Below are 22727 nucleotides of genomic sequence, written 5' to 3'. Positions count from 1 at the left end.
GGAAAATAACGTAGACTTTGGAGCGGGGCACTGAACAAAAAGTTCGCGGGTTTGATTGATGTTGTGTGCCATTCGCCTGTAGTGAAACGATAGGAAGTGTTTTTGACAGGATTTACAGGATGAATGGGAGTCTCCTGATAAAGCGGATCTTATCACCCTGTAAATCCTGTTAAAAACAAATCAACTAACCAACGCTTTTAAAATTTATAACCAGTAGTACATGACTGTTGACGTCTTAGCCATTGCGGCTCATCCTGATGATATTGAAATGACCTGCGCCGGAACGGTGCTATCTCTGGTAGCGCAGGGAAAGACCGTTGCGGGTGTCGACCTGACCCGCGGTGAACTAGGCACGCGCGGAACCCCCGAAATACGCTTGCAGGAGTCGGCCGAAGGAGCCCGGCTGCTGAACTTAGTGGCCCGTGAAAACATGGGCTTTCGTGACGGATTTTTCCGAAACGACGAAGAACATCAGATGGCACTGATTCCGGTTATTCGGCAGTTTCGGCCGAAAATAATACTGACCAACGCCCCGGACGATCGCCACCCCGACCACGGACGCGCGGCTCAGCTCATTACCGAAGCCTGTTTCTACTCCGGATTGCGGCAGATTAAGACGGTCGGTAAAGACGGCCAGCCGCAGGAAGCGCATCGCCCCCAGTTTGTTTACTATTTCATTCAGGATCGCTCTCTAAAACCCGATTTTGTGGTGGACGTAACGCCGTACTGGGAGGGCAAAATTGCGGCTATCAAAGCGTACAAAAGCCAATTCTTTAACCCAGACAGCCCTGAGCCACAGAGTTACATCTCGGGGGAGGCATTCATGAAGTTCTTGGAAGCCCGCACCCGCGAACACGGGCATATGATTGGAACCGAGTTTGGCGAAGGATTCATCAGTAAGCGAATGCTGGGCGTAAAAGATCTGTTCGCGCTGGTTTGAGTGGTTTTGGGGCACTTACTGAGAATTGTCAGGGGTGGTCAAGGCTTGTCAAGCTGTTGGCATGTTGTCCATCACCAATTACTTAACTAGCCCTAACCACTCTTGACAATACCTGACTACGCTTGACTACTCACTTTACCGAAAACTTGTAAACCGTTGTACTCTGGTAGGTCTGGCCCGGTCTAAGAACGGTAGTGGGAAAGCTAGGCTGGTTCGGTGAATTAGGAAAGTGCTGCGTTTCCAGGCATAAGCCAAATCGGCGCTCGAAAGCGACACCTTCTTTGCTGCGCAAGTTTCCTTTTAAGTGATTGGCCGTATACACCTGTACGCCCGGCTCAGTCGTATACATTTCCATGAACCGGCCGCTCTCGGGTTCGTAAACCGTAGCGCCCAGCTTTAGCTTGTTGCTTTTATCGGTAAATACCCAGCAATGGTCATAACCCGAACCGTAGCGAATCTGCGTATTAGTCGTATCGTTGATGCGGGTGCCTATGGCTGTTGGTTTTAAGAAGTCGAAAGGGGTGCCTGCAACAGGAAGTACATCACCGGTAGGAATCTGCGTCTGGTCTGTTGGTAAAATTTTGTCGGCCTTAATCATCAGCACATGATTTAGCACATCGTGCTTCATGCCGCTGAGGTTAAAATAAGCGTGATTCGTCAGATTCACGACCGTGGGTTTATCAGTAGCCGCTTTATAGTCGATTCGTAACGCGTTGTCTTTCTGCAGGGTGTACGTTACATCAACGTCCAGCGTACCGGGGTAGCCTTCTTCGCCATCGGGTGAGGTGTAATGGAGTTTGACTGCGGGTTCATTGCCGTCCACGGGCGTAGCCGTCCATAGCTTTTTGTCGAAGCCGACACGACCGCCATGAATGTGATTTTTACCGTTGTTACTGGCCAAAGCGTATTCTTTACCGTCGATCGTAAATTTACTTCCTGCGATCCGGTTGCCGAAGCGCCCAATGACGGGCCCGAAACTGGGTGTGCCTTTTAGGTAATCGGCAAACGTAGGAACGCCCAACGTTATAGCTTCCTGCTTACCTGCTTTGTCGGGAGCCGTCCACGATACAATGTAGGCTCCATAATTTGTGATTTTCACCTCCATGCCAGCCGCGTTTCGTAGCGTAAACAGTTGCGCTTCACGTCCGTCGGGAAGTTTGCCAAACACCTCCTGTTCGATGCCGGGTTTAGGGTCCACTGGTTGATGATGTGCGAAAGCTACGTAGGAGAGTATAAAGCAAAGAAATAGTGGTAAAAAAGCCGCTTTCATAAGGGTCAAGTAAGGTTAGAGGATAAGTACGTAGGAGTGAGCTCCGTTGAGCATAGTCTCCAGACTATGCTCAGGCGTTAACCGGTCTCCGACCGGAGCAGTTAAGTTGATAAATTATTCCGGTTAGAGACCGGATAATACCCGAGCATAGCTTATAGACTATGCTCAACGCAAAACCAACACAACTAACTTCTTAAATCTTCGGCTCCCAACCTTTTTCATAGTCGCGGCCCCATAGTTTCATGGCTTCTTTATCGCGGATATGGCCATTTTTAGGATCAACATCTAACGACTTGTTTGTGCGGTAGGAAATATTGGCCAGGTGACAAAGTAATGTACTCTTAGCGCCTTCATCGATTGGGGAGGCTTGCTTAGCTTTACCGCGAATGGATTCGAAAAAGTTAACCACGTGTCGGGTGGTCATGTCTCCACCACCGCCCAAGGCTGTACCTGCTTCCGAACCGGCCGACTTACTGTCTTTAATCGCCTTGCCTTCGCGGTTGAACAGCGTGTACCCATCCCGGTCTACATACACACTACCGTTGCTGCCGTAGATAATGGTGCCCCGGTCGCTGCCATACGTTTTGTGGCCGTTTCGGCTCTTGCCATCCCACTTGATGATCTTGTTACCCGGAAAACGGAACGTAGCATCCATGGTGTCATAAACCGCCCAGCCATCTTCTGGAAAAGCGCGTTTGGCAGCCTCAACCGTTACGTATTCTGGATATTCAACCTGGAGCGCCCACCGGGCTACATCCAGTTCGTGAGTAGCGTTATTGCCACTCTCGGCAGTGCCATAGTTCCAGCCATACCAGTGCCAGTTGTAGTCCCACGTATCATGCGTGTAGTCCATTCGGGGAGCTGGACCCTGAAACAGCTCCCAATCCAAGCCGTCGGGGACAGGTGCTTTCTTTGGAATAGGAACTTCACCGCGCGAAGCTGCGTAGAAAGCTACCGCTTTGAAAGGTGTTCCGATGGCTCCGTTGTGAATCTGATTGACAATATCAATGGATTCGAGCGCTGAACGTTGCTGGTTACCCATCTGGATTATCTTGCCGTATTTCTTCTGACATTCGGCCAGAATTTCGCCCTCGCGCGGGTTGTGACTGCATGGCTTTTCGACGTACACGTGCTTGCCCCCCTGCACGGCCATCCAGGTGCCCGGTGCATGCCAGTGGTCGGGGGTGGCAATGAATAAAGCATCTACCTGTTTATCGGCAATCACTTTCCGAATATCGTTTTCTTGCTTGGGTGTATACGTTATGTGCTTCGAAAACTTCTGGACGGCCGATTCTCGTTGCTTCTTCATCACGTCGCACAAGTACACCAGCTCAACATTACTGTCTTTGCGAGAGATGGGGTCGTAATAAGCGCCCAGCCGTCGACCCAGCCCGATAATGGCTACGTTGATCCGTTCGTTGGCCCCGATGATTTTAGCATAACTTTTGGCTGACATGCCATTGGCTAAGCCGCCGACTGTGATGCCAGCGGTGCCTAAAGCGGCCTTTTTAATGAATTCTCGTCTTGAGGTATCCACCCGATTTAATGAATAAGAGGTTAATAGTTACTAGTGAAGCGCTAAGGGAGGTTATTACGCCTTCCGCCTGCCTGATTTCGACGTATCACAAACGCCTTTAAAATAACCAACTGATTCCGCGATACCGGCCAGCGGGTCTTTCATGTCTTTCTCGTATTCGAGGCTACAGCAGCCATCATACTTCACTTTGCGCAGCATAGCAACGAAAGCCGGTATGTCAATAACGCCCCGGCCCAGCTCGCAGGTTGAGCCTTCTTTGGTAGCGGCCGTTACGTTCTTGAGGTGAATGTCGAAAATACGTTTGGCGTACTTTTCCAGGTCGGCAATAGCGTTATCGCCGAAGCGGGTATCGTGGCCCATGTCAAAACAAAGGCCCATGCGTGGGTCCAGATTTTTAACGGCATCAATGACGGATGACGCATTGGGCCAAAGTTTAATGTCCGGTCCGTGGATATGAATCGCATACCGCATGTCAAACTCTTTTACCTTTTTATCAACATAAGGCAAAAGCTCAGCGTTGGGGACGCCGACAATCAGTTTGACCCCCACACGTTGGGCATAGTCAAATGCGTTATCAACTTCCTGGGTAGTTTTCATGTAGATTGGACCAACCGCGTATCCGGTTACCCCCGCCTTTTTCAGGGTCTCGTGGAAGGTGCTGATCTGCTCGGCTGTGCTATTGTAGGGCAGATGAAAATCCTTGATGCACAGGTAATGAACATCCACTTTTTTCATCATCTCAAGTGCTTGATCCAGTTTAAAGTGAACGAAGCTATAGCCAGCTATGCCTAACTTAAACAAGTCGTCGCTCGCTTGATGGCCGGTTCGCGAGCTATCAGCCAAAGCAACCGCTGGACCGACAGAGGCCAGGGCTACAGAGCCACCAGCTCTTTTCAGAAAGGATCTTCGGGTAGTCATTTATACAAATCAGTAAAGGTTGGACTGTCTTTACTGAAAACGATTAGCCTCGGTTTTCTACTGACCTGTTTGCAAGTTGCTTTGTCTTTCCACTTCTAACGAGAACATTAAATCAGCCGGATCAGGCCTACATCTAGACCAGCCGCGAGTAGGTCTACCTAAAAGGATGCCAAAAGCGGGTAGGATTGGGTAACGTAAAATTCGCCACCATGAAAAAGAGTATTTGCATAACAGGATGGTCTTTTCAGAATGAATCATACTCCCAGTACTGCTTACTCATGAACGATACGGGGGAGTGAACCTTTTGAACCCTGAACGTCAATGCCTTATTTCACCATCGACCGACGCCAGTTCCTTCAGGGGGCTTCGGCGTCACTTGCTTTAACTGCTCTCGGGGCTAATGGCATGAACCTTAGCAAACCCGACAAGACGTACCGGGTTGCTCTTATTGGCACCGGTTGGTACGGGAAAAGCGATTTGCTTCGATTAATTCAAGTATCGCCCGTTGACGTCGTCGCCTTGTGCGACGTAGACAAGAATATGCTGGACGACGCAGCAAAGCTGGTTAGTCAGCGCCAGAAATCGGGTAAAGTGCCCAAGCTCTACGGCGACTACCGAAAAATGCTGGCCGAGAATAAGTTGGATATTGTCGTCATTGGTACGCCTGACCACTGGCATGCGCTACAAACGATCGATGCTGTTAAAGCCGGGGCGCATGTTTACGTACAAAAGCCCATCAGTGTTGATGTGATGGAAGGCGAAGCCATGGTGGCTGCTGCCCGCAAATACAATAAAGTGGTGCAGGTGGGTACCCAGCGGAAAAGCACTCCCCACCTGATTGATGCAAAGAAGAACATTGTCGAAGCGGGTTTGCTGGGCAAAGTGTCTCACGTCGAGATGTGTTGCTACTTCCCGATGCGGGCCAATGGTAACCCGGCCGTGCAGCCAGTACCGAGCTTTCTGGATTATGAGATGTGGACGGGACCTGCTCCTCTGCGCCCCTACGATGGCATTCCTCACGTTCGGTGGTGGCGAACATTCAAGGAATATGGTAATGGCATTATGGGGGATATGTGCGTACACATGTTTGATACGGTTCGGTGGATGCTGAAACTTGGCTGGCCCAAGCGCATTACGTCGACCGGCGGTATTTACGTACAAAAGGAAGGAAAGTCGAACATCGCTGATACGCAGTCGGCCATTTTCGAATACGATGGACTGAACTGTGTTTGGCAGCACCGGTCCTGGGGTACTCCCAACAATCCCGATTACCCATGGTCGCTGACGCTGTACGGTGATAAGGGTACGTTATGGGCCAGCACCATGCAATATGACTTTGTGCCGCTCGACAAAGAAGCTCAGAAGATTCATAAGGATGTTGTGTATGAGAAAGAGAAGTACCCGGAAGACCTCACCGAGCCAACTAACCCAAAGATTGAGTTGAACGCGGCCCCGGCTACCCGGCTGCACATGATCAATTTTCTGGAGGCTATCGAAAATAACGGTCGTCCCGTAGCCGATATTGAAGAAGGACACATATCAACGGCAAGCTGCATTCTGGCGAACGTATCGATGCAGATTGGCCGACCGGTTGTCTACGATCCGAAAAAGCGGGAAATTATTGGCGATAAAGAAGCTAATAATCTGTTACAACGACCGTACCGCCAGCCCTGGAAACACCCTATGCCAAATCAAGTCTAGATAAATGAGGCTCTTCCTCAAACAAAAAGCCAGATGTGTAGCTGGCTTTTTGTTTGAGGAAGAGCCTTGTCAATATACCGTACAACCAGTAGTTCAGGCGTTGAAGATCCAAACCTTAGTCATCGGTATAGAAAAGAGCGAGCCAGATAGTTTCCTGCTCGGGGTGAGTCCAGGCCACCCGGTGTCGGCAATGAGCAGGCAGCAGCAGATGTCTGCCTGCCGATAGATGGATCGGCTCTTCCTGGTCTTCTAGTTCTAAACGAGCTTCCCCTTGCAGGACCAAAACCCATTCATGTTCGGCCTGATCATACCAGAAGTTTTCGGGGGAAGAGTGCCCCTTGGAAACAATACGTTCCAGGCGAAAATTTGAATGGACTAAGAGGTCTTCAAACAGCTCATCGGGTAGGCTCGCAGGGATTGCCGTAAATAAGTTGCCAACGTTCATGGTTACTATGGTTTAATCAAACACAAATCTTCAGCGGTATAATTGAGCTTACCTTGCCCGGCCTGGTATTGTTTATTCTGTTGCTGAGTAAAGTGCTAATCTTAATCGAACATCTTTTCAACAGGCTCTCAGCCGTTTTGAACAACTATAGCAAACAGAAGCTTGTAGTCAGCTTGGCGAGCTTAGTATCCTCTTTAAATGTGACCGTTTGACCGAGCGGATTTTTAGTTCATGGTTTAAGTCGTGCTGTACCTTCGACGACTCATTTGGAGCGGCCGGAGATACAGCACAACTTAAGCTGTTTAGAACCGCTTTATAAAGCAAGCCGAATCGCTTCTTCTACGGGCGCATAGCCGACATCCCTACCCGTAAGAACCAATGCATCGCGAAGTAGTAAGGGGGGCTGGGCTAAAAATCTTGGTTCGCTACCCCGATGCGCCTGTGCTGAATGCACCAAAAACGGATGACATAAATAGACAGTACCGGCCCTGCCAATTGCTTTAATTTCTTTCCTTTGCGGTAGTTTTGATAGCTTTTCGGCTAGCTCCATGAAGGAGAGCCCCGCATCACCTACCTTTTGTAATAAGCGAGCTACGTCTACATGAGAGCCGATTCGGATGCGGGTGGGTGCATCGTCTTCGCCAATAGCCGAAAAGAGAAATAACATCAATAAGGCCCGTCCTTTCGAGTACCCGTTAATGCGCCACTCCAAATAATTCGCCGGATCAGCTCCCGGAAAACTCGCATCGACATGCCAGCCCGTATCACCCGGATCTTCGTTGGATGGGAAACGGACGGGGAATGTTCCCATACTTCGACAGGGTATCCAGCGGCCTGGACCTACCAGCTGGTCGAACGCCCGGTGAAGAACTGGCGTGTTGGCGGCCCGAACGAACGGTTCCTGTGAATACATCCCAAGCCGAATAACGGGTGCAGACCAGGTGGCGGGGGCATTAGGGTCAAACGGTATGTCCTGCCAAAGAATATCCCTGACCTGCTGGGCAAGTTCGGCGGAAAACGCGTTATCAATGCGCACAAATCCGTCGGAGATAAACTGTTTAATTTGTTCTTTACTTAATGCTCCCTGCATGATTGTATAAGGTTTTGACATGATAAGATTATTGCCTTATGCAGGTCTGTTGCCGGGGCCGATTACAATGAGATACTGGCTGGGGCTGGGGCGCGAAGCTTTAATAGACAAACGAATTGGGTTGATATACCGGCTGGGAATCCAGTTCGGCAAGTACCGTACTATAAGGCAACAGCGAAATAGGCCTTTATAAAAAAGGCGCAATGTCAGAGCGACATCAGTCAGGAAGATTATAACATGGGTGCCATCCTCATAGGACAAAGATAAATTAATGGGGTATACAGTACAAGTTGCTTACGAAAGCATTGTATACCCCTATCTTCGTCTTTAGTCTTTTCCAAAGGCTACCGGCCTGCCGCGAGCGCGAGGCACGTCTGGACTAAGTAACGCGCTTACAAGAGAAACGGCGCTTTACCGGCATTTCTACACTGGGGCGTAACAAACAAAGCTCAACCGAGCCACCCATCTTTTAGCTGATTAGTGACTCGGTTGAGCGTATGCGTGCTTTTCACGTAGCTACTGACTACTAATTGAGGGCTACCAAACGACTTTGCTCACTAGGTTGCTGGGTGGCCAGCGTGAGGGAATGACGAGTGGTGTCTACCCCATTGGTGATAGCCAATTGGTAGGCTCCGTCAGGTAAATTGCTCACGTCCAGCCGAACGCGAGCCGCTGTCTGGTGTTTGTCTACCTGTTGGGTGTACAATACTTTACCAGCTGCGTTGGTCAGCCGAATCTCGACCATACCGCCGGTTTGCTTGTCCAGGGAGATCCTGACTTTTCCTTCAACGGTGGTGTAGATGCTGCTTTGGTAAGCAACTGCTGACTTGGGCTGGTTACCAGGGTTATCAGTTTCAGCTTGAGCAGCATTAAAGTTGATTAATACGAAAGCGAAAGCAACGAGCAGGGGTTTGATGAGGGTTTTCATGATCTATCGTGTTTTGGAAAGTTTGTCCGTTTTGGATAGATCAAAGGTCGGGTGGTTAGCCAGCAAAGGCTGTCTCAAATGAGTCAGATACTAGCACTTTTGAGAACAGATAGGAGCTGATCAGCGGAAGCCTTGTTTAGCAGGCCCGGAAGCTAGCCGTTGGTGAAGCGATATTGTCGAATTGCGGTCGGAAGACAATTATCAGGCTTAGCCGTTGGGCTTTTTACAGAACCCTCTTAATACAGAACGACGCGCACTGAATTTTTGCGGTTCAACCGTTTTTTAGCGCATTTTAACCGTTGGATACGCCGGGTCATTTCTTCTGCCATTGTTCATGTAGCCGAACCTTTGTAACCTTGTAGAGCCAATTTAAAAACCTATTACGACCAGCTGTGGCCGCAAACGGACTCGATACACCAGTACAAACGTTGGCTCACCCCAACGATAAATGGATACGCATTGTCGGCATACCGCTGGCGGTGCTGCCGTTTGTGCTGTTCTATCTGGAAGAGTATGGTTACGATTGGCGGCTTTTTGCCATGACCTTCGGGTGGGGGCTCATTACTACCACGGCGGCCTGGTATCTGCTGTTCTGGTGGGTGATGCACGTGCGAATGCGCTATACTCTGAAATCGCAGACTAAAAATCGCATTCTGATGACATTCGGCGGCTATTCGCTGCTTACTGTAATTACACAGATTGGTGAAACCTGGGGCCTAAGCCAGCTCGACTTCATGGACCTGATGACACCACCCGAATTTCCCAGGGTTTACGTAATTCATGTGTGCATGGCGCTCACGTTTGTTATCATCGTTGGGGGGTATTACGAGATAACGTACTATCTGCAACTGTATCGGGTAGCCGTGGCTGAAGCTGAAGCGGTGCAGAAAGCTAACCTACAAAGCCAGTTCGATAGCCTTAAGAACCAGGTAAACCCTCATTTCCTGTTTAATAGCCTCAATTCATTATCGGCTTTGATTTGGGAGGACAAAGAAAAAGCGGGCGAATTTCTGGATGAGCTCGCTACGGTTTACAGATATCTGCTGCAAACGAACCAAAATCGGCTGGTGCCGCTAAGCACCGAAATAAACTTCATTAAGTCTTTTTTCTTTCTCTTGAAAACGCGGTATGGCGCAGCCCTCAACTGGGAGTTGATAACAGATGAAGAAGGTGCTGAGCGGTGGTTACCACCGCTTACCTTACAAACGCTGGTTGAAAATGCCATTCGTCATAACGTGATCAGCGTAGGGGTGCCGCTCTGCATCACCATCCGGGCCGATAGTAACCATCTAACAGTAACGAATTCAATCCAGCGGAAAACGCGTCATATTCAGAGCTTGTCAGGTGGCCTCAATCACCTGACGGCTTTGTACGATTCTCTAGGGTTATCCTTGCCCCAGATTACCGACGATGGGCACTTGTTCGAAGTGAAGCTTAAGTTGCTACGAAACACCGAAAATTTGGTAGCTTTACCCTAATGGGTTGCGAGTTTAATGGGCTGTTTGTCAAACATATATATATTGAGCGGGACGCAATACACCCGGCGAGACAATGCCATTGCCTTGGGCATTCTGCCGCTTTATTATCTGTTTTTTAACTACATGCTCTTTGGGGCCCAGTATTTCAAGCGGCTCGATACGTTTGTGTTGGCTACCTTGAGCGCCATGGTATTGTGGACTCCCATTTACTTTTTGCACAGTATTCCTGCCCTATACTTTCGTCGTCGTTTTCCGGCTGTTCGGCAAACCTGGATGCGGATGTCGCTCGCTTTGTTAGTGCACATCTGCATGTCGTCTGTAGCCATTATTACGTTTTTTTACGGGTACAAGTGGGTAGGCTTTCCAGGGTACACCTTTAACGCATCACGACTCTACACGGCTCTGTTGATTGGCATAGCAGGTAATGCCATCGTTAACGTAGTGCACGAGAGTGTTTATACATTTGAGCGCTGGTCGCAGACGTTAAGCGAAACAGAACGATTCCGCCGGGCCAACCTGCAAAGCCAGTTAGAAGGCTTAAAGCAGCAGGTAAACCCTCATTTCCTGTTCAATAGCCTAAACTCCCTCTCATCGTTGATCGACGACGACCCGGAGCGGGCGGAGCGGTTTATTGAGGAGCTATCGAGTGTGTATCGGTATCTGTTGCAAACGAACACCCACGAGCTCACATCCATCCAGGCTGAACTACGCTTCATTGAGTCGTATTACCACTTGCAACGCACTCGCTACGGCAGCGCATTGACCCTGAAAATTGACGTAGCCGATAAGCATCTCAATGCGCTGATTCCCCCGCTCACCTTGCAGTTGCTGGTCGAAAACGCTATCAAACACAACATTGTAGCAGCCGATCAGCCCTTGTGTATCATTATCCAGACCGACAGCCAAAACCAGTTGCGGGTGAGCAATAACGTGCAACGTCGACAAACGCGCGTGTTGTCAAATGGGGTAGGGCTGTCCAACATTGCTACCAAATATGAGTTGCTGGGGCAGGGGACAATTGACATTGAAGATGCCGCCGGCCGATTCACCGTTACGTTACCGTTGCTGATGAGCCAACCCACGTTAGGAGCCTGCAGCTGGCCGGTTAACAGCTGAGTAGACGTGTTAAAAATAAGCTTATAAAGACTCGTTGGTATTCGGCTGATACGGGACTATTCGTTGGTTCAGCTCCCACAAATGCCGGTTCGTCACTTTTAACGATAACTGGCCGAGAGCAGGAACAACCGCATCCGTTTCATCCCCGGTTCCAGTCATTTCATAACCTTGTTTGTCGATTCGGTTATTTTACTGGTTGACAGGGGAGCATTGAACAACGTAGCTTAGCGCCATAACTTAACCAAAGAGACCTTAACAAGCTTGTGTCATGAATGTACTGATCATTGAAGATGAGGAGTTGGCTGTCCGTAAACTTACCAAGTTGTTAGGTGAGGTCGATCCCACGCTTCAGGTGGTGGGCACAGCCGCCAGCGTTCGGGCTTCGGTAAGTTACCTTGAAAACAACGGCCCCGGCCACCCAGCTCACCCCGATCTGATTCTGATGGACATTGAGCTGGCCGATGGACAAAGCTTTGAAATCTTTGAGCAAATACCCGTTTCGGTGCCCGTTATTTTTACGACCTCTTACGATGAGTACGCCCTGAAGGCATTCAAGGTGAATAGCATTGACTACCTGCTTAAGCCCATCAAACGCCACGAACTGGAGGCTAGCCTAACCAAATACAAACGGTTACAGAGCCAGCCCAATGCGGGAGCGCCCAGCAACGTAGCCATTGATGCCCTGGTGCAGCAACTTCGTCAGCATATTCAACCCACTGAGTATCGCAAACGGTTTCTGGTCAAGCACCTCTCGCAATGGATGCCTATTGAGGTAAGCGATATTGCTTATTTTTATTCAGAAGACGGGGTGAGTTTGTTTCGTACGAATACGAATCAAAAGTTTTCAATCGATTACACGCTCGATGAGCTTGAAACCATGCTGGCCCCCACGCAATTCTTCCGGGCTAATCGCCAGTTTATCGTGGATATAAACTCAGTACAGCAAATTCATCCGTATTTCAATAACAAGCTCAAATTAACCCTCAAACCCGCTCCCGATGATGACGTATTAGTGAGCCGTGAGCGGGCTACTGAATTCAAAAAGTGGATGGGTAAGTAATGGTTGAGCGGTTAGTTGCTCTGGCCTATATTATTTTCACAAAGTTAATCACCTATTGAGCCCTGTCCTTCGGTTGATTGTTCTGTCGTTTAAACCAAATTAAGCGACTTATTACCCTAAGAATCTACCCCAAATTTCGGCTAAATCACTAATTTGGCAACTTCTTACAGCCGATAGTAGTGTGGCTGTCATTCTGTTTGTGGCTGTACCAAATAGATTAATGATCCATGAACCCCATGACAGGAAAGTCTCGGATGGAGCGTTCACCGGCATCCGGTATGGATGGTTTACCCTTCAGCTCCCTACTCATTAATGCAATCCCCGGCAATCACCTAGTGCTGTTGCTCGATGCTCCAACGTTTACCATTGCGGCCGTCTCAGACGAGTACCTGGCAGCCCTTAACCTGCAACGGGAGGCCTTGGTGGGGTATGGAGTGTTCGAGGTATTTTTTGAGAAAGGCCGCAATCAGGTAATGTCTACCCAGCTTGAGCAATCGCTGAATCAGGTATTACGAACCAAACAAGCCCACTTACTGGGTGACCAGCCCTTCGAGTGGCCCAGCACCCGAAGGGGAGTGATGGAGGGGCGTATTTGCCGACTGGCTAATAAGCCAGTTATAAACCCCAATGGTGAACTCGCTTATATCATTCACACCGTGGAGGACATCACCGCCGAGGTTCAACTGGTAGAGGTTGCCGAAGCTAACCGGTATCTGCAAACCATCATTAACTGGTTTAAGGAACCCATGCAGGTGCTCAAACCGGTTATTATCAACGGTGAGATCATTGATTTTTGCTACAGTCTTACCAACCAAGCGTATGCCGACTACGCCCACGCAACTCCGCAACAATTGCAGGGTAAGCGGGTGAGCAAGGTTTTTCCGGGCTATTTTGAAACGGTAAGCTTTACCAATTCAGTAGAAACTTTCAAAACAGGCCAGCCGCTCACCTTTGACATCCACTACGACAAAGACGGTCTAGATCTGTATAATCGAATGAGCACGTTCAAATTTGATGGTGAGGTGGTGATCCACTTCACTGACTTCACCCAGTTGAGGCAGTTGCAACGCCAGCTCGAAAACAAGATTGATGAGTTGAGCCGCTCCAACGAAAATCTTCAGCAGTTTGCCTACGTAGCTAGCCATGATTTGCAGGAACCCCTGCGCAAGATCCAGCAGTTCGGCGATCTGTTGAAGATCCGCAATGCTGGCGCACCAGGCGAAGAACTGATTTACATTGAACGGATGCAGTCGGCGGCCAAACGAATGTCAACCTTAATTAAAGACCTGTTAGACTTCTCGCGGATTTCTACCCAGCGCGATGCCTGTGGCCCGGTCTCGCTACAAACCGTTGTAGAGAGTGTACTGAGCACCCTGGAGCTACGGGTTGAGGAACTAGGAGCCCAGATCCAGGTCGGCCTGCTACCCACTGTTTCGGGCGATGTGTCGCAACTCAGTCAACTCTTTCAGAACTTACTGAGCAACGCCCTGAAGTTCCACCGTGTTGGCATAGCGCCCGTCATTGTGGTTGAAGCCCGCTTGCTAGCTTCTGACCAGTTGCCCTCTGGGGTCAAGCCCGGCCGAGTGTCTGTTGCTTATCACCAGATTAAGGTAATTGACAATGGCATTGGTTTCGATGACAAGTACGCCGACCGCATCTTCCAGGTGTTTCAGCGCTTGCATGGCAAAAATGAGTATGCCGGCACGGGAATTGGTCTGGCTATCTGTGAGAAGGTGGTGGCCAATCATGGGGGAGCCATTACGGCCACCAGCCAGCCGGGGCACGGGGCTACCTTTACCATCTACCTGCCTGCCTAGTTCAGGTGTAGCCGTTATCATAGACAATTTATCAGACATTTTGCCGATAAAGTCAGTGATGGGAACGTTGGATAATTAGTATATAGATTTTGTGGAGAAATGTACTTCTTCGGCTAACAAACAAAAATTTTGCGGGTTGCTCAGGCAGTTATCACTCATAAACGCTTAGCGATCATGTTTTATCACGACAAAAAACTCCAGTACAAAGTGCGCGTTGAAAAGCCAAATCCGCAATTTGCCCGATTACTTCAGCAGGCCATTGGCGGGATCGAAGGAGAGATTCGTGTTTGTCTACAATACCTCTTCCAGGCCTGGAATTCCCGCGGACCAGTACGCTACCGAGACATGCTGTTAGATACGGGTACCGAAGAGATGGCGCATATTGAAATGCTGGCTACCGCTGTTGCGCTCAATCTGGAAGGAGCGTCGGGAGATTTAGTGGACACGATTGTCGGTAAAGACCCCATCGTAGCGGCTATTATGGGTGGGATGGACCCTCGTCATTATTTGTCAGGTGGTATGGGAGCTTTAGCAGCCGATGCCAATGGTGTGCCTTTCAATGGTTCGTGGGTGGTTAGCACGGGAAATACAGCCGCCGATATGTATTCAAACGTGAATGCAGAATCGTCTGGACGGGTATTGGCTACCCGTTTGTATGAGCTTACCGATGACCCAGGCATGAAAGACATGCTATCGTTCCTGATTGCGCGGGATACCATGCACCAAAATCAGTGGTTAGCCGTGTTAGAAGAACTGGGGCATGGCGACTTGCGCAATGTGCACCCCATCCCGAACAGCTTTCCGCAGGAAAAGGAAAATCAGGATGTTAACTATGTGTTCGTCAACACGAACATTGATCCTAGCTCACCATCAGTAGGGCAAAACCGCCGTTGGACCCATGGTAAGTCAATAGATGGTAAGTCGCAATTCCGGGAGATGAAGGCTCAACCTATGGGTCCCGAGCCACAACTAGGACCGCCAATGCCGTCGGCTTACGCACAAACCGAACAGATTGTCGAAGCCAACTCGAAGGCGTGAGGCAACAAATTGCAGTAACAGGAGGCTCTGCACCATTAAGAAACGGTGCAGAGCTTCTTCGTTTCGTAGCTTGATCTAAACACAGGTCCTGGAATATGCACAAGGCGCTGGTAGGTCGAGAAATGCTTGCCCCTGTACTCTAAAGGATAAGTACTACGCACATTATTTGCTGACTGCTTTCACCATATAAGGGCTGGAAAATTCGTCAACAGGCTGATTGCGAGGGCCAGCAGAAACAGCCCGACCATGAGCAGCAGTAAATAGTCAGCACGTCGAGACGAGTGACGCTGGGAGCCTGGTTCGCGGTGTTTAAGTTTACTAATGAAGTATGGCATGTGTCAAAACTATTGACCAATGCTTAGGCTAACCTGAATATAGCCTTAGAATTTGCTTAGAATGTAGAGTCGTAAAACAAGCGTTGTCAGCGCCTGAAATGTTTCTGGCCTCTACAAAAAAGGTCTGGTAAACTTTGCTGGTTACAAAGAGTTGAGGTATGTACCGACTGCAAAAATCGTTGGTGAATCTGTCAGTTTAGGTCAAATAAACGAACTCAACTTATGCGCCTGTTCTCAATTATCGTATTTGGCTGCTTTTATACATCAATTTGTTTCGGTCAGAGTGATTCAACACTGCGGCAGCAAAAGCCCCCCGTACAGGAGCAGATCCTGATTCCTGGTGTCGATTCGCCCATTTCATCGCCAGGAACACTGATGCAATCGTCAACACGTCCCAATGAGGTAGTAACTCCTGGGTCTAACCAGCGAAAGCGGAAAGGCAGAACCACACCCCCGAGCGATCCCAGGGCGTTTGGCGTAGGCATTCCGGTAGGAGAGGCAAAGAAAGACACAACCCGCAACTAAATACGGGACTAATTTAACTGAAGAACGCTTGAACCGAGTCGTCTCTTATCCGCTAAGAGACGGCTAGGTTTTGTTGTTTAAAAGTTGAAGGATGAGTTTGTGCATCGGTAAACTTAACGCCCGGGCTGAAACGATTCTAATAAAGAATCGTGTTCTGTTTGTACCTTTGATAGAACAAACCGAACCCAAGAAAGCACCCCTGTGGAAAGACGTAGTGCGTTAAAAACGATGGCCGGAGTCGTTGGCGGGCTTATTAGCCTACCCGCCTGGGCCAACGGTTGGACGAGTGAAACTGTCCGTTCAACCCAACAATTTCTGTCGTCGAGCCAGGACGACCTGCTGGCTATCATCGCTGAAACAATCATTCCGGCCACCGATACGCCCGGTGCAAAAGCGTTGAATGTGCATCAGTTTATTCAAAAAATCGTTACGGACTGCCTCGACAAACCTGCTCAGGAAACCTTCCGCAAAGGCCTTGACGCCACCGATGAACTGGCTAAAAAAACGTTCGGTAAACCCTTCGGCGAAGGTGATGTTGCTCAGCGCACAGCTTTACTCACCCAGCTTTCGCAGTCAGCTGATCCAACTCAGAAAGACTTCTACGGACTCGTGAAAGGACTGACCATCCGGGGCTATTTGAACTCGGAGTACGTCATGACTAACCTGACGCATTACCAGATGATTCCTGGCCATTATTATGGCTGCGTTCCTGTTCCAGCAAAAGCCGTTTCCCAAACCAAATAATTGTCATTCAATAGTCATTACGTTGTTTTTTACTATTAACGACAACCAATGACCATCAATGACTCATTAACTCATGGCAAATTTTAATATAGACGCTCAGGCTGCCAATACCTACGACGCCATTGTCATTGGTTCGGGCATTAGTGGAGGCTGGGCCGCCAAAGAACTGACCGGTAAAGGGTTACGGACCCTGGTTCTTGAACGTGGCCGCGATGTTCGGCATGTTACGGATTACCCAACGACCAACATGAATCCCTGGGAGTTCGAACACCGCGGTCAGCTAACCCGCGAGGTTCGTGAAGCTAATCCTATTATCAGTAAATGCTACGCTTTCTACGAAGGGTCGCAGCAGTTTTTTGTGAAGGACGCCGAGCACCCTTACGTGCAGGAAAAGCCGTTCGACTGGATTCGTGGGTATCAGGTGGGCGGGAAATCGCTGATGTGGGCCCGCCAAACCCAGCGGTGGAGCGATTTCGACTTTGAAGGTCCCGCCCGCGACGGTTTCGCCGTTGACTGGCCCATTCGCTACGCCGATCTGGCTCCCTGGTATAGCCACGTAGAGAAGTTTGCCGGGATTACAGGAAACAAAGACGGTTTGGCGACCTTACCCGATGGCGAATTTTTACCTCCGCACGAGTGGAACTGCGTAGAGAAGCATTTCCAGAAAGAAGTAGCGAGCCGTTATAAAGACCGGCACGTGATTATGGGCCGGGCCGCTCATATCACCAAGCCTCAGCCTATTCATACGGCGCAAGGCCGGGCGCAGTGTCAGCACCGTACCATCTGCGAGCGGGGCTGTCCATTCGGTGGCTATTTCAGCAGTAATGCGTCGACACTGCCCTGGGCCGCTAAAACGGGCAAAATGACCCTACGCCCAAACTCGGTCGTACATTCAATCATTTACGACGAAACAAAGGGTCGGGCAACAGGCGTTCGCATTGTCGATACCGAAACCAAGCAGATGAAAGAGTATTACGCGCGCATCATCTTCCTGAATGCAGCCGCGCTGAACTCGAATCTGGTGCTGCTGAACTCAACGTCAAATCGTTTCCCTAACGGATTAGGTAATGACAGTGGCGTGTTGGGAAAGTACGTCGCTTTCCATAACTACCGGGCCGGTATTTCAGCGCAATACGATGGTAATCTGGATTCGACTACGGATGGCCGTCGGCCAAACAGCCCGTACATTCCACGTTTCCGCAACGTCTACAAACAGGAAACCGACTTCCTGCGTGGTTATGCCGCCGGTTTCTCGGCGGGCCGGATCTCGCGTTCGAATCAGGACGCCATTGGCGCTGACCTGAAAAACAACCTATTAAATCCGGAGTTAGGTGGCTGGTACGTTGGTTCGCATATGATGGGCGAAACCATACCAAAAGAAACCAACTACGTAGCGCTGGATAAATCGCAGAAAGATCCGTTCGGTATTCCGCAACTGAAAATCTCGATCGCTTACGACGATAACGACGAGAAGATGATCAAGGACTATCAGGAGCAGATGACGGAAATGTTTACCGCAGCTGGATTTAAGAACATTCGCGTTCGTGATGATAAACGTAATCCCGGTCTGGACATTCACGAAATGGGCGGTGCGCGCATGGGTAAGGATCCTAAGACGTCGATACTTAACAAGTGGAATCAGATGCACGCAGTCAAGAATGTTTTTGTGACCGACGGTGCCTGCATGACATCGACCTCTACGCAGAACCCATCGCTGACGTACATGGCGATGAGCGCCCGCTCGGTTGACTACGCTGTAAAAGCAATGAAGAAAGGACTAGTGTAAACTATAATTTTTGACTAAAAGACAAGGCCATCCACAGAGCGGATGGCCTTATTTTTTGAGAATAGCCTGGACGGCCACATCCGGGTGTTATTGCTGACGCTCGCTACCCGGACGTGGCCGTCCAGGCTACAAGTCGGGCTACTTTTTAAAGAATAGCTTGGTCTCGAAAAGGTTTTTTAATTCCGTTTATCAGTAGGAAAAGCGGGTATAGTTACCTTTATACGTTATAGGCATGGGCAACACCTTATAGGCCCATAAACCCGCTATATACGCTCATGAATCACGCAGAAAAAATGACCCGCCAGCAGTTTCTCAAACTCGGTGCACTCGCTACGTCGGCGGCTTTTTTACCATCGTTTGATACGTTTGCTCAAACGCCCAAAAAAGTAGGCCTGCAATTGTACACCTTACGGGAAGCGATGGCGAAAGATCCGGATGGTACGCTGAAAAAAGTAGCTGACATCGGATACAAAGAAGTTGAATCATTCGGATACTCTGATGGTAAGTTTTTCGGTAAAACACCTAAAGACTACGCTGCACTTCTGAAAAATCTGGGTCTCACAACTCCCAGTGGGCACTATACCACCGGTAACGTAGTGGTCACGGGCAAAGGCACCCTGAAAAACGATTGGAAGCGTGCCGTTGACGATGCCGCATCTATTGGCCAGAAATACATGGTCTGCGCGTACCTGTTCCCGCCCGAGCGGACTAAACTAGACGATTATAAGCAGTTTGCTGACCTCTTCAATAAGTCGGCGGAGGTGTGCAAAGCGGCTGGCATTCAATTCGCTTACCACAACCACGATTTTGAGTTTAAGGAACTGGAAGGGCAGATTCCGTATGACATACTGACCAAGGGCACCGACCCAAAGCTGGTTCAATTAGAACTGGATTTGTATTGGGCAACTATTGCTGGCCAGGACCCGGTAGAGTTATTCAAAAAACACCCAGGTCGATTCCCGCTCTGGCACGTGAAAGACATTGCCAAAACCCCCGAACGCGAGTTTGCCGAGGTCGGTACCGGCTCCATTGACTTCCAGCGGATCTTCGACGCCAAAAAAACGGCCGGCATGACGCATTACTTCGTGGAGCAGGACGTTTGCAAGCGCCCCCCTTTGGAAGCTATCGCCATCAGCTACAAGAACATTGAGAAACTGAAAGTGTAGTATTAACCGTCTTTCCTAATTTTTTAAACAAGGGCTCCACCAGAGCCCTTGTTTGCGTTTGCCATAGTCTGGAGACTATGCTCAACAAAAAGTGGGAAGCAGGTAGGTAAACAAATAGTAAATCAGGCGGTTAGTGTAGTGAACTTTTTGGCTAAAAAGGCGAACTGTGCTTATGGCGAAAACGCTTTGCTCAGCAACACATGATTGTATAACATAGGACTATTCATGGCTATTGCTTTGTTAACTTTTATCCGGGCGTATCGAGGGTGGTTAGTCGCCCTCTTGATGGTAGGTATGATTGCCCTTCCATCTTACTACATGACTCATACGTTCGTGTCCTCTGAGGCTCTAAATGGAGCAGTCAATCGCGATGAAGTAGCTAAAATTGTAGTTGTTAGGGACAGGCTGGCTTTATCAGAAGAGTACACGGCTGAGATTACCCTCAACTCAACTGGTCTGAAACGATACAAACGATATAGAGCGGATGTGTTTTCAAACACGGACGGTCCCCACTTAACGGTGGAAGGTTCTTCGCAGAAAGAAGTTAATTGGTGGAGGAATATAATAGCTAAACAGCCTCGTATTCAGCTTTCTTATCAGGAACGGTACAATTGGGTAGAAGCTATTTATAAGCTTGTTGCAGGAGGATTGGTTATTGTAGTCATGCTGTCAATAGTGCAACGTATCGCTCCTGTAAAGTGAAACAGATTGATACAATTTGCTAGAATGACCCCTCGTTTGCCATAGTCTGGAGACTATGCTCTACAGTAGTAATGACCGTGTCAGGGTTAAGGAAAGCTAGATAAGAAGCTCAGCAAACCCATTCAACCAAGCTTGCTGAGCCTTCGTGTATCATCGTGGGGCGTTTTGTGCCGTTGGGACATTCTCGAACAGCGGTGCGTAGTCTTCCGAGAGCGTCACTTTCAGTTTGTGTAATTCGCCTGCCGTAACCATCGGGCCAAACACCTGCATAAACTGGTGCGTATAGCGTTGTCCGGTTTCTTCGTCGACACCCAGCTTGTCGGCCACGCGCTCGTAGAACTCCGTTAGTTTAAAGCGTTCGCCCTGGTCGCGCTCCTCAGGGCTGAGTTCGCGAATGATGTCGAGTAGGGGAGCGGGCAGTTGTGCGCCCAGGTTATCGGCGGCATTTCCGGCTAGGTGCTCCGTAAGGGTATGCAAAAAAGCACGGGTGATGTCGAGGACTTCTTCCTCCGTTTGTACGCCGAGCTTTTCTTTCGCTTCGTGCAAAAATTCTGGATACTGCATAACGTTGATAGTTTTCGGAATACAACTCGCTGAGTAGGCCATTGGTTGTCATTCGTGGTTATTAATGGTCTGTTTTTGTCAGGAGATATCAAGTATTAACAACACCTGACTACTTCCTGACCGCAAACGACGAGTTAATGACGATGGACAGGCTTCTGGCTAGTCAACAGTTGCTGAAACCAACGCCCTGACGCTTTCACAATCCGTTGCTGAGTCCGGAAATCGACGTAAACCAGGCCGAAACGCGGTCGGTAGCCTTCGGCCCACTCGAAATTGTCGAGGAATGTCCAGGCGAAATACCCTTCAACCGGAAGGCCTTCTTGCTTGGCCCGTAATACGTTCTGTAAGTAATTCTGGTGGTATTCGGTTCGGGCAGCGTCGTTCACCGCGCCGTTTTGAACGGTGTCGAAAAAAGCGGCCCCGCTTTCGGTGATGTAGATCTTCTTGACGCCCTTGTATTGGCTAAACTGCCGAATGATGCGGTACATGCTTTCGGGATATACTTCCCAACCCATCTCGGTGATAACCTGAACACCCCGCCGGAGGGGCGATACGTCTTTGGCCCACAGATACGGCATAAAATACGACTGTTCGACCACAGCCCGGAAGTAATGTTGCAGCCCAATGAAATCGAAGTTGAACGCAAGCCGCTCCATATCGCCGGGTTTGGCTACTTTTTTGGCGATACCCTCCAGAAAAGGTAGCTCTTTTGTGGGGTAACCCAGCCCCAGCGCCGGTTCGATGAAAAGCCGGTTCATAAGGGCATCGACGCGAGTGGCTGCGGCCTGGTCGCGGGGGGTAAACGGGTCAATCGGCGAGCACGAAAACGTCGTGCCGACCTGCGCATCAGGGATGTTACGCCGAACAATCCGGCCACCCTCGGCCTGCGCCAGCGCCGTGTTATGAATAACGGGCAACAGGTTTCGGAAACTCCGGCGACCAGGAGCGTGCTGACCCGTAAAATAGCCTAGTACCGAAAAAGCCAGCGGCTCGTTCAATATAATCCAATGCTTGACTTTATGGCCGAATGCCTTGGTGCAAATGTCGGCGAACTCGGCAAACCAGCCGACAACTTTGCGGTTAGGCCAGCCTCCTTTGTTTTCGAGTGCTTGTGGTAAATCCCAGTGGTAGAGCGTAATCCAGGGTGTGATGCCTAACGTTAAGCAACGGTCAATAAGCCGGTCATAATAAACGAGTCCTGCCTCATTGATACGTCCGCCCTGACTAGGGCCAAAGCCATCGGGCAAAATTCGTGACCATGATATGGAGAAGCGAAAGGCGTCGAACCCTAGCTCTTTGTGGATCTGTAGATCGGACGCGTAACGGTCGTAAAATTCGCAGGCTACATCCGCATGTTCGCCCGTTTTAATTTTACCCTTCTGGCGACAGAACGTATCCCAAACCGACGGTCCACGTCCGTCCCGGTCTACGGCTCCTTCAATCTGATAGGCGGCTGTGGCGGTGCCCCAGACAAAATTTGGGCCGAAGTCATGGCGGCTTATGACCGGGCTAATAGGCAGTTGGGTAGCTGGGTTGGCAGACAAGGTTACTGTAGGATGTGGAATCA

General features: G+C 49.6%; 20 protein-coding genes. 12 read left to right on the top strand and 8 right to left on the bottom strand.

The features are described from left to right. The first annotated feature begins 220 nt into the window (after positions 1–220). Positions 221–940, top strand: coding sequence for a bacillithiol biosynthesis deacetylase BshB1 (bshB1, locus tag ACFSUS_RS03155; RefSeq protein WP_381518935.1), 720 nt, complete (start codon positions 221–223; stop codon positions 938–940). Positions 941–1070: 130 nt separating this feature from the next. On the opposite strand, the gene ACFSUS_RS03150 is transcribed toward bshB1, so the two are convergent. The 3 genes from ACFSUS_RS03150 to ACFSUS_RS03140 all read right to left on the bottom strand — a co-directional run bounded on the left by ACFSUS_RS03150 (position 1071) and on the right by ACFSUS_RS03140 (position 4665). Continuing rightward, positions 1071–2210 (bottom strand): aldose epimerase family protein, encoded by a 1140-nt coding sequence (locus ACFSUS_RS03150; protein ID WP_381518933.1) that lies wholly within the window; start codon positions 2208–2210, stop codon positions 1071–1073. Positions 2211–2403: 193 nt separating this feature from the next. Next, complete coding sequence (locus ACFSUS_RS03145; RefSeq protein ID WP_381518930.1) at positions 2404–3747, bottom strand: Gfo/Idh/MocA family protein; 1344 nt, start codon at positions 3745–3747, stop codon at positions 2404–2406. A 54-nt stretch (positions 3748–3801) separates the two neighbouring features. Further along, positions 3802–4665: a sugar phosphate isomerase/epimerase family protein gene (locus tag ACFSUS_RS03140; RefSeq protein ID WP_381518927.1), complete on the bottom strand. Its 864-nt coding sequence runs from the start codon at positions 4663–4665 to the stop codon at positions 3802–3804. 321 nt (positions 4666–4986) lie between these two features. On the opposite strand from ACFSUS_RS03140, the gene ACFSUS_RS03135 reads away from it, so the two are divergent. Beyond that, the gene (locus ACFSUS_RS03135; protein WP_381518925.1) at positions 4987–6366 is read left to right on the top strand and encodes a Gfo/Idh/MocA family protein; all 1380 of its coding nucleotides are present in this window, start codon (positions 4987–4989) and stop codon (positions 6364–6366) included. A 115-nt stretch (positions 6367–6481) separates the two neighbouring features. Here ACFSUS_RS03135 and ACFSUS_RS03130 read toward each other — a convergent pair whose 3' ends face one another. The 3 genes from ACFSUS_RS03130 to ACFSUS_RS03120 form a co-directional block, all read right to left on the bottom strand. Then, positions 6482–6811 carry a cupin domain-containing protein gene (locus tag ACFSUS_RS03130; protein WP_381518922.1) on the bottom strand — a complete coding sequence of 110 codons (330 nt, stop codon included), beginning with the start codon at positions 6809–6811 and terminating at the stop codon, positions 6482–6484. A gap of 313 nt (positions 6812–7124) precedes the next feature. Beyond that, entirely contained in the window at positions 7125–7922 is a 798-nt protein-coding gene (locus ACFSUS_RS03125; RefSeq protein ID WP_381518919.1) for a phytanoyl-CoA dioxygenase family protein, read from the bottom strand. 505 nt (positions 7923–8427) lie between these two features. After that, complete coding sequence (locus ACFSUS_RS03120) at positions 8428–8829, bottom strand: T9SS type A sorting domain-containing protein (RefSeq protein WP_381518916.1); 402 nt, start codon at positions 8827–8829, stop codon at positions 8428–8430. A gap of 392 nt (positions 8830–9221) precedes the next feature. Between ACFSUS_RS03120 and ACFSUS_RS03115 the strand changes: the two genes are divergently transcribed. From ACFSUS_RS03115 to ACFSUS_RS03070, 10 genes are all read left to right on the top strand, one after another. Next, a complete protein-coding gene (locus ACFSUS_RS03115) occupies positions 9222–10307 on the top strand; it encodes a sensor histidine kinase (protein ID WP_381518913.1) in 1086 nt (361 codons plus the stop codon). A 42-nt stretch (positions 10308–10349) separates the two neighbouring features. Beyond that, entirely contained in the window at positions 10350–11423 is a 1074-nt protein-coding gene (locus ACFSUS_RS03110; protein ID WP_381518910.1) for a sensor histidine kinase, read from the top strand. Between the two features lie 268 nt (positions 11424–11691). Next, positions 11692–12483, top strand: a complete 792-nt coding sequence (locus ACFSUS_RS03105; protein ID WP_381518907.1) for a LytR/AlgR family response regulator transcription factor — start codon at positions 11692–11694, stop codon at positions 12481–12483. 227 nt (positions 12484–12710) lie between these two features. Next, positions 12711–14300, top strand: a complete 1590-nt coding sequence (locus ACFSUS_RS03100; protein WP_381518905.1) for a sensor histidine kinase — start codon at positions 12711–12713, stop codon at positions 14298–14300. 174 nt (positions 14301–14474) lie between these two features. Then, the gene (locus ACFSUS_RS03095; protein ID WP_381518902.1) at positions 14475–15338 is read left to right on the top strand and encodes a manganese catalase family protein; all 864 of its coding nucleotides are present in this window, start codon (positions 14475–14477) and stop codon (positions 15336–15338) included. A gap of 557 nt (positions 15339–15895) precedes the next feature. After that, on the top strand, positions 15896–16198 hold the full coding sequence (locus ACFSUS_RS03090) for a hypothetical protein (protein WP_381518899.1): 303 nt from the start codon (positions 15896–15898) through the stop codon (positions 16196–16198). A gap of 228 nt (positions 16199–16426) precedes the next feature. Further along, positions 16427–16942: a gluconate 2-dehydrogenase subunit 3 family protein gene (locus tag ACFSUS_RS03085; RefSeq protein WP_381519158.1), complete on the top strand. Its 516-nt coding sequence runs from the start codon at positions 16427–16429 to the stop codon at positions 16940–16942. Between the two features lie 73 nt (positions 16943–17015). After that, entirely contained in the window at positions 17016–18728 is a 1713-nt protein-coding gene (locus ACFSUS_RS03080) for a GMC oxidoreductase (RefSeq protein ID WP_381518896.1), read from the top strand. A 275-nt stretch (positions 18729–19003) separates the two neighbouring features. After that, positions 19004–19894 (top strand): sugar phosphate isomerase/epimerase family protein, encoded by an 891-nt coding sequence (locus ACFSUS_RS03075; protein ID WP_381518894.1) that lies wholly within the window; start codon positions 19004–19006, stop codon positions 19892–19894. A 225-nt stretch (positions 19895–20119) separates the two neighbouring features. Beyond that, the gene (locus tag ACFSUS_RS03070) at positions 20120–20596 is read left to right on the top strand and encodes a hypothetical protein (protein WP_381518890.1); all 477 of its coding nucleotides are present in this window, start codon (positions 20120–20122) and stop codon (positions 20594–20596) included. 150 nt (positions 20597–20746) lie between these two features. On the opposite strand, the gene ACFSUS_RS03065 is transcribed toward ACFSUS_RS03070, so the two are convergent. Beyond that, the gene (locus tag ACFSUS_RS03065; protein WP_381518887.1) at positions 20747–21160 is read right to left on the bottom strand and encodes a DUF2267 domain-containing protein; all 414 of its coding nucleotides are present in this window, start codon (positions 21158–21160) and stop codon (positions 20747–20749) included. Positions 21161–21294: 134 nt separating this feature from the next. Continuing rightward, positions 21295–22680, bottom strand: coding sequence for a GH1 family beta-glucosidase (locus ACFSUS_RS03060; protein WP_381519156.1), 1386 nt, complete (start codon positions 22678–22680; stop codon positions 21295–21297). Positions 22681–22727: the final 47 nt, after the last annotated feature.

It is taken from the genome of Spirosoma soli, from assembly GCF_042684525.1.
GTDB lineage: Bacteria > Bacteroidota > Bacteroidia > Cytophagales > Spirosomataceae > Spirosoma > Spirosoma soli.
Note: the sequence above shows the minus strand (reverse complement) of the source record. Positions and strands in the feature narration are given on the sequence as shown.

What these genes read in the sequence shown, in the direction of transcription:
- bshB1 (WP_381518935.1), top strand. Translation starts at nt 221, where the DNA reads ATGACTGTTGACGTCTTAGCCATTGCGGCTCATCCTGATGATATTGAA.
- ACFSUS_RS03150 (WP_381518933.1), bottom strand. Translation starts at nt 2,210, where the DNA reads ATGAAAGCGGCTTTTTTACCACTATTTCTTTGCTTTATACTCTCCTAC.
- ACFSUS_RS03140 (WP_381518927.1), bottom strand. Translation starts at nt 4,665, where the DNA reads ATGACTACCCGAAGATCCTTTCTGAAAAGAGCTGGTGGCTCTGTAGCC.
- ACFSUS_RS03135 (WP_381518925.1), top strand. Translation starts at nt 4,987, where the DNA reads ATGCCTTATTTCACCATCGACCGACGCCAGTTCCTTCAGGGGGCTTCG.
- ACFSUS_RS03130 (WP_381518922.1), bottom strand. Translation starts at nt 6,811, where the DNA reads ATGAACGTTGGCAACTTATTTACGGCAATCCCTGCGAGCCTACCCGAT.
- ACFSUS_RS03125 (WP_381518919.1), bottom strand. Translation starts at nt 7,922, where the DNA reads ATGTCAAAACCTTATACAATCATGCAGGGAGCATTAAGTAAAGAACAA.
- ACFSUS_RS03120 (WP_381518916.1), bottom strand. Translation starts at nt 8,829, where the DNA reads ATGAAAACCCTCATCAAACCCCTGCTCGTTGCTTTCGCTTTCGTATTA.
- ACFSUS_RS03105 (WP_381518907.1), top strand. Translation starts at nt 11,692, where the DNA reads ATGAATGTACTGATCATTGAAGATGAGGAGTTGGCTGTCCGTAAACTT.
- ACFSUS_RS03100 (WP_381518905.1), top strand. Translation starts at nt 12,711, where the DNA reads ATGAACCCCATGACAGGAAAGTCTCGGATGGAGCGTTCACCGGCATCC.
- ACFSUS_RS03095 (WP_381518902.1), top strand. Translation starts at nt 14,475, where the DNA reads ATGTTTTATCACGACAAAAAACTCCAGTACAAAGTGCGCGTTGAAAAG.
- ACFSUS_RS03090 (WP_381518899.1), top strand. Translation starts at nt 15,896, where the DNA reads ATGCGCCTGTTCTCAATTATCGTATTTGGCTGCTTTTATACATCAATT.
- ACFSUS_RS03085 (WP_381519158.1), top strand. Translation starts at nt 16,427, where the DNA reads ATGGCCGGAGTCGTTGGCGGGCTTATTAGCCTACCCGCCTGGGCCAAC.
- ACFSUS_RS03080 (WP_381518896.1), top strand. Translation starts at nt 17,016, where the DNA reads ATGGCAAATTTTAATATAGACGCTCAGGCTGCCAATACCTACGACGCC.
- ACFSUS_RS03075 (WP_381518894.1), top strand. Translation starts at nt 19,004, where the DNA reads ATGAATCACGCAGAAAAAATGACCCGCCAGCAGTTTCTCAAACTCGGT.
- ACFSUS_RS03070 (WP_381518890.1), top strand. Translation starts at nt 20,120, where the DNA reads ATGGCTATTGCTTTGTTAACTTTTATCCGGGCGTATCGAGGGTGGTTA.
- ACFSUS_RS03065 (WP_381518887.1), bottom strand. Translation starts at nt 21,160, where the DNA reads ATGCAGTATCCAGAATTTTTGCACGAAGCGAAAGAAAAGCTCGGCGTA.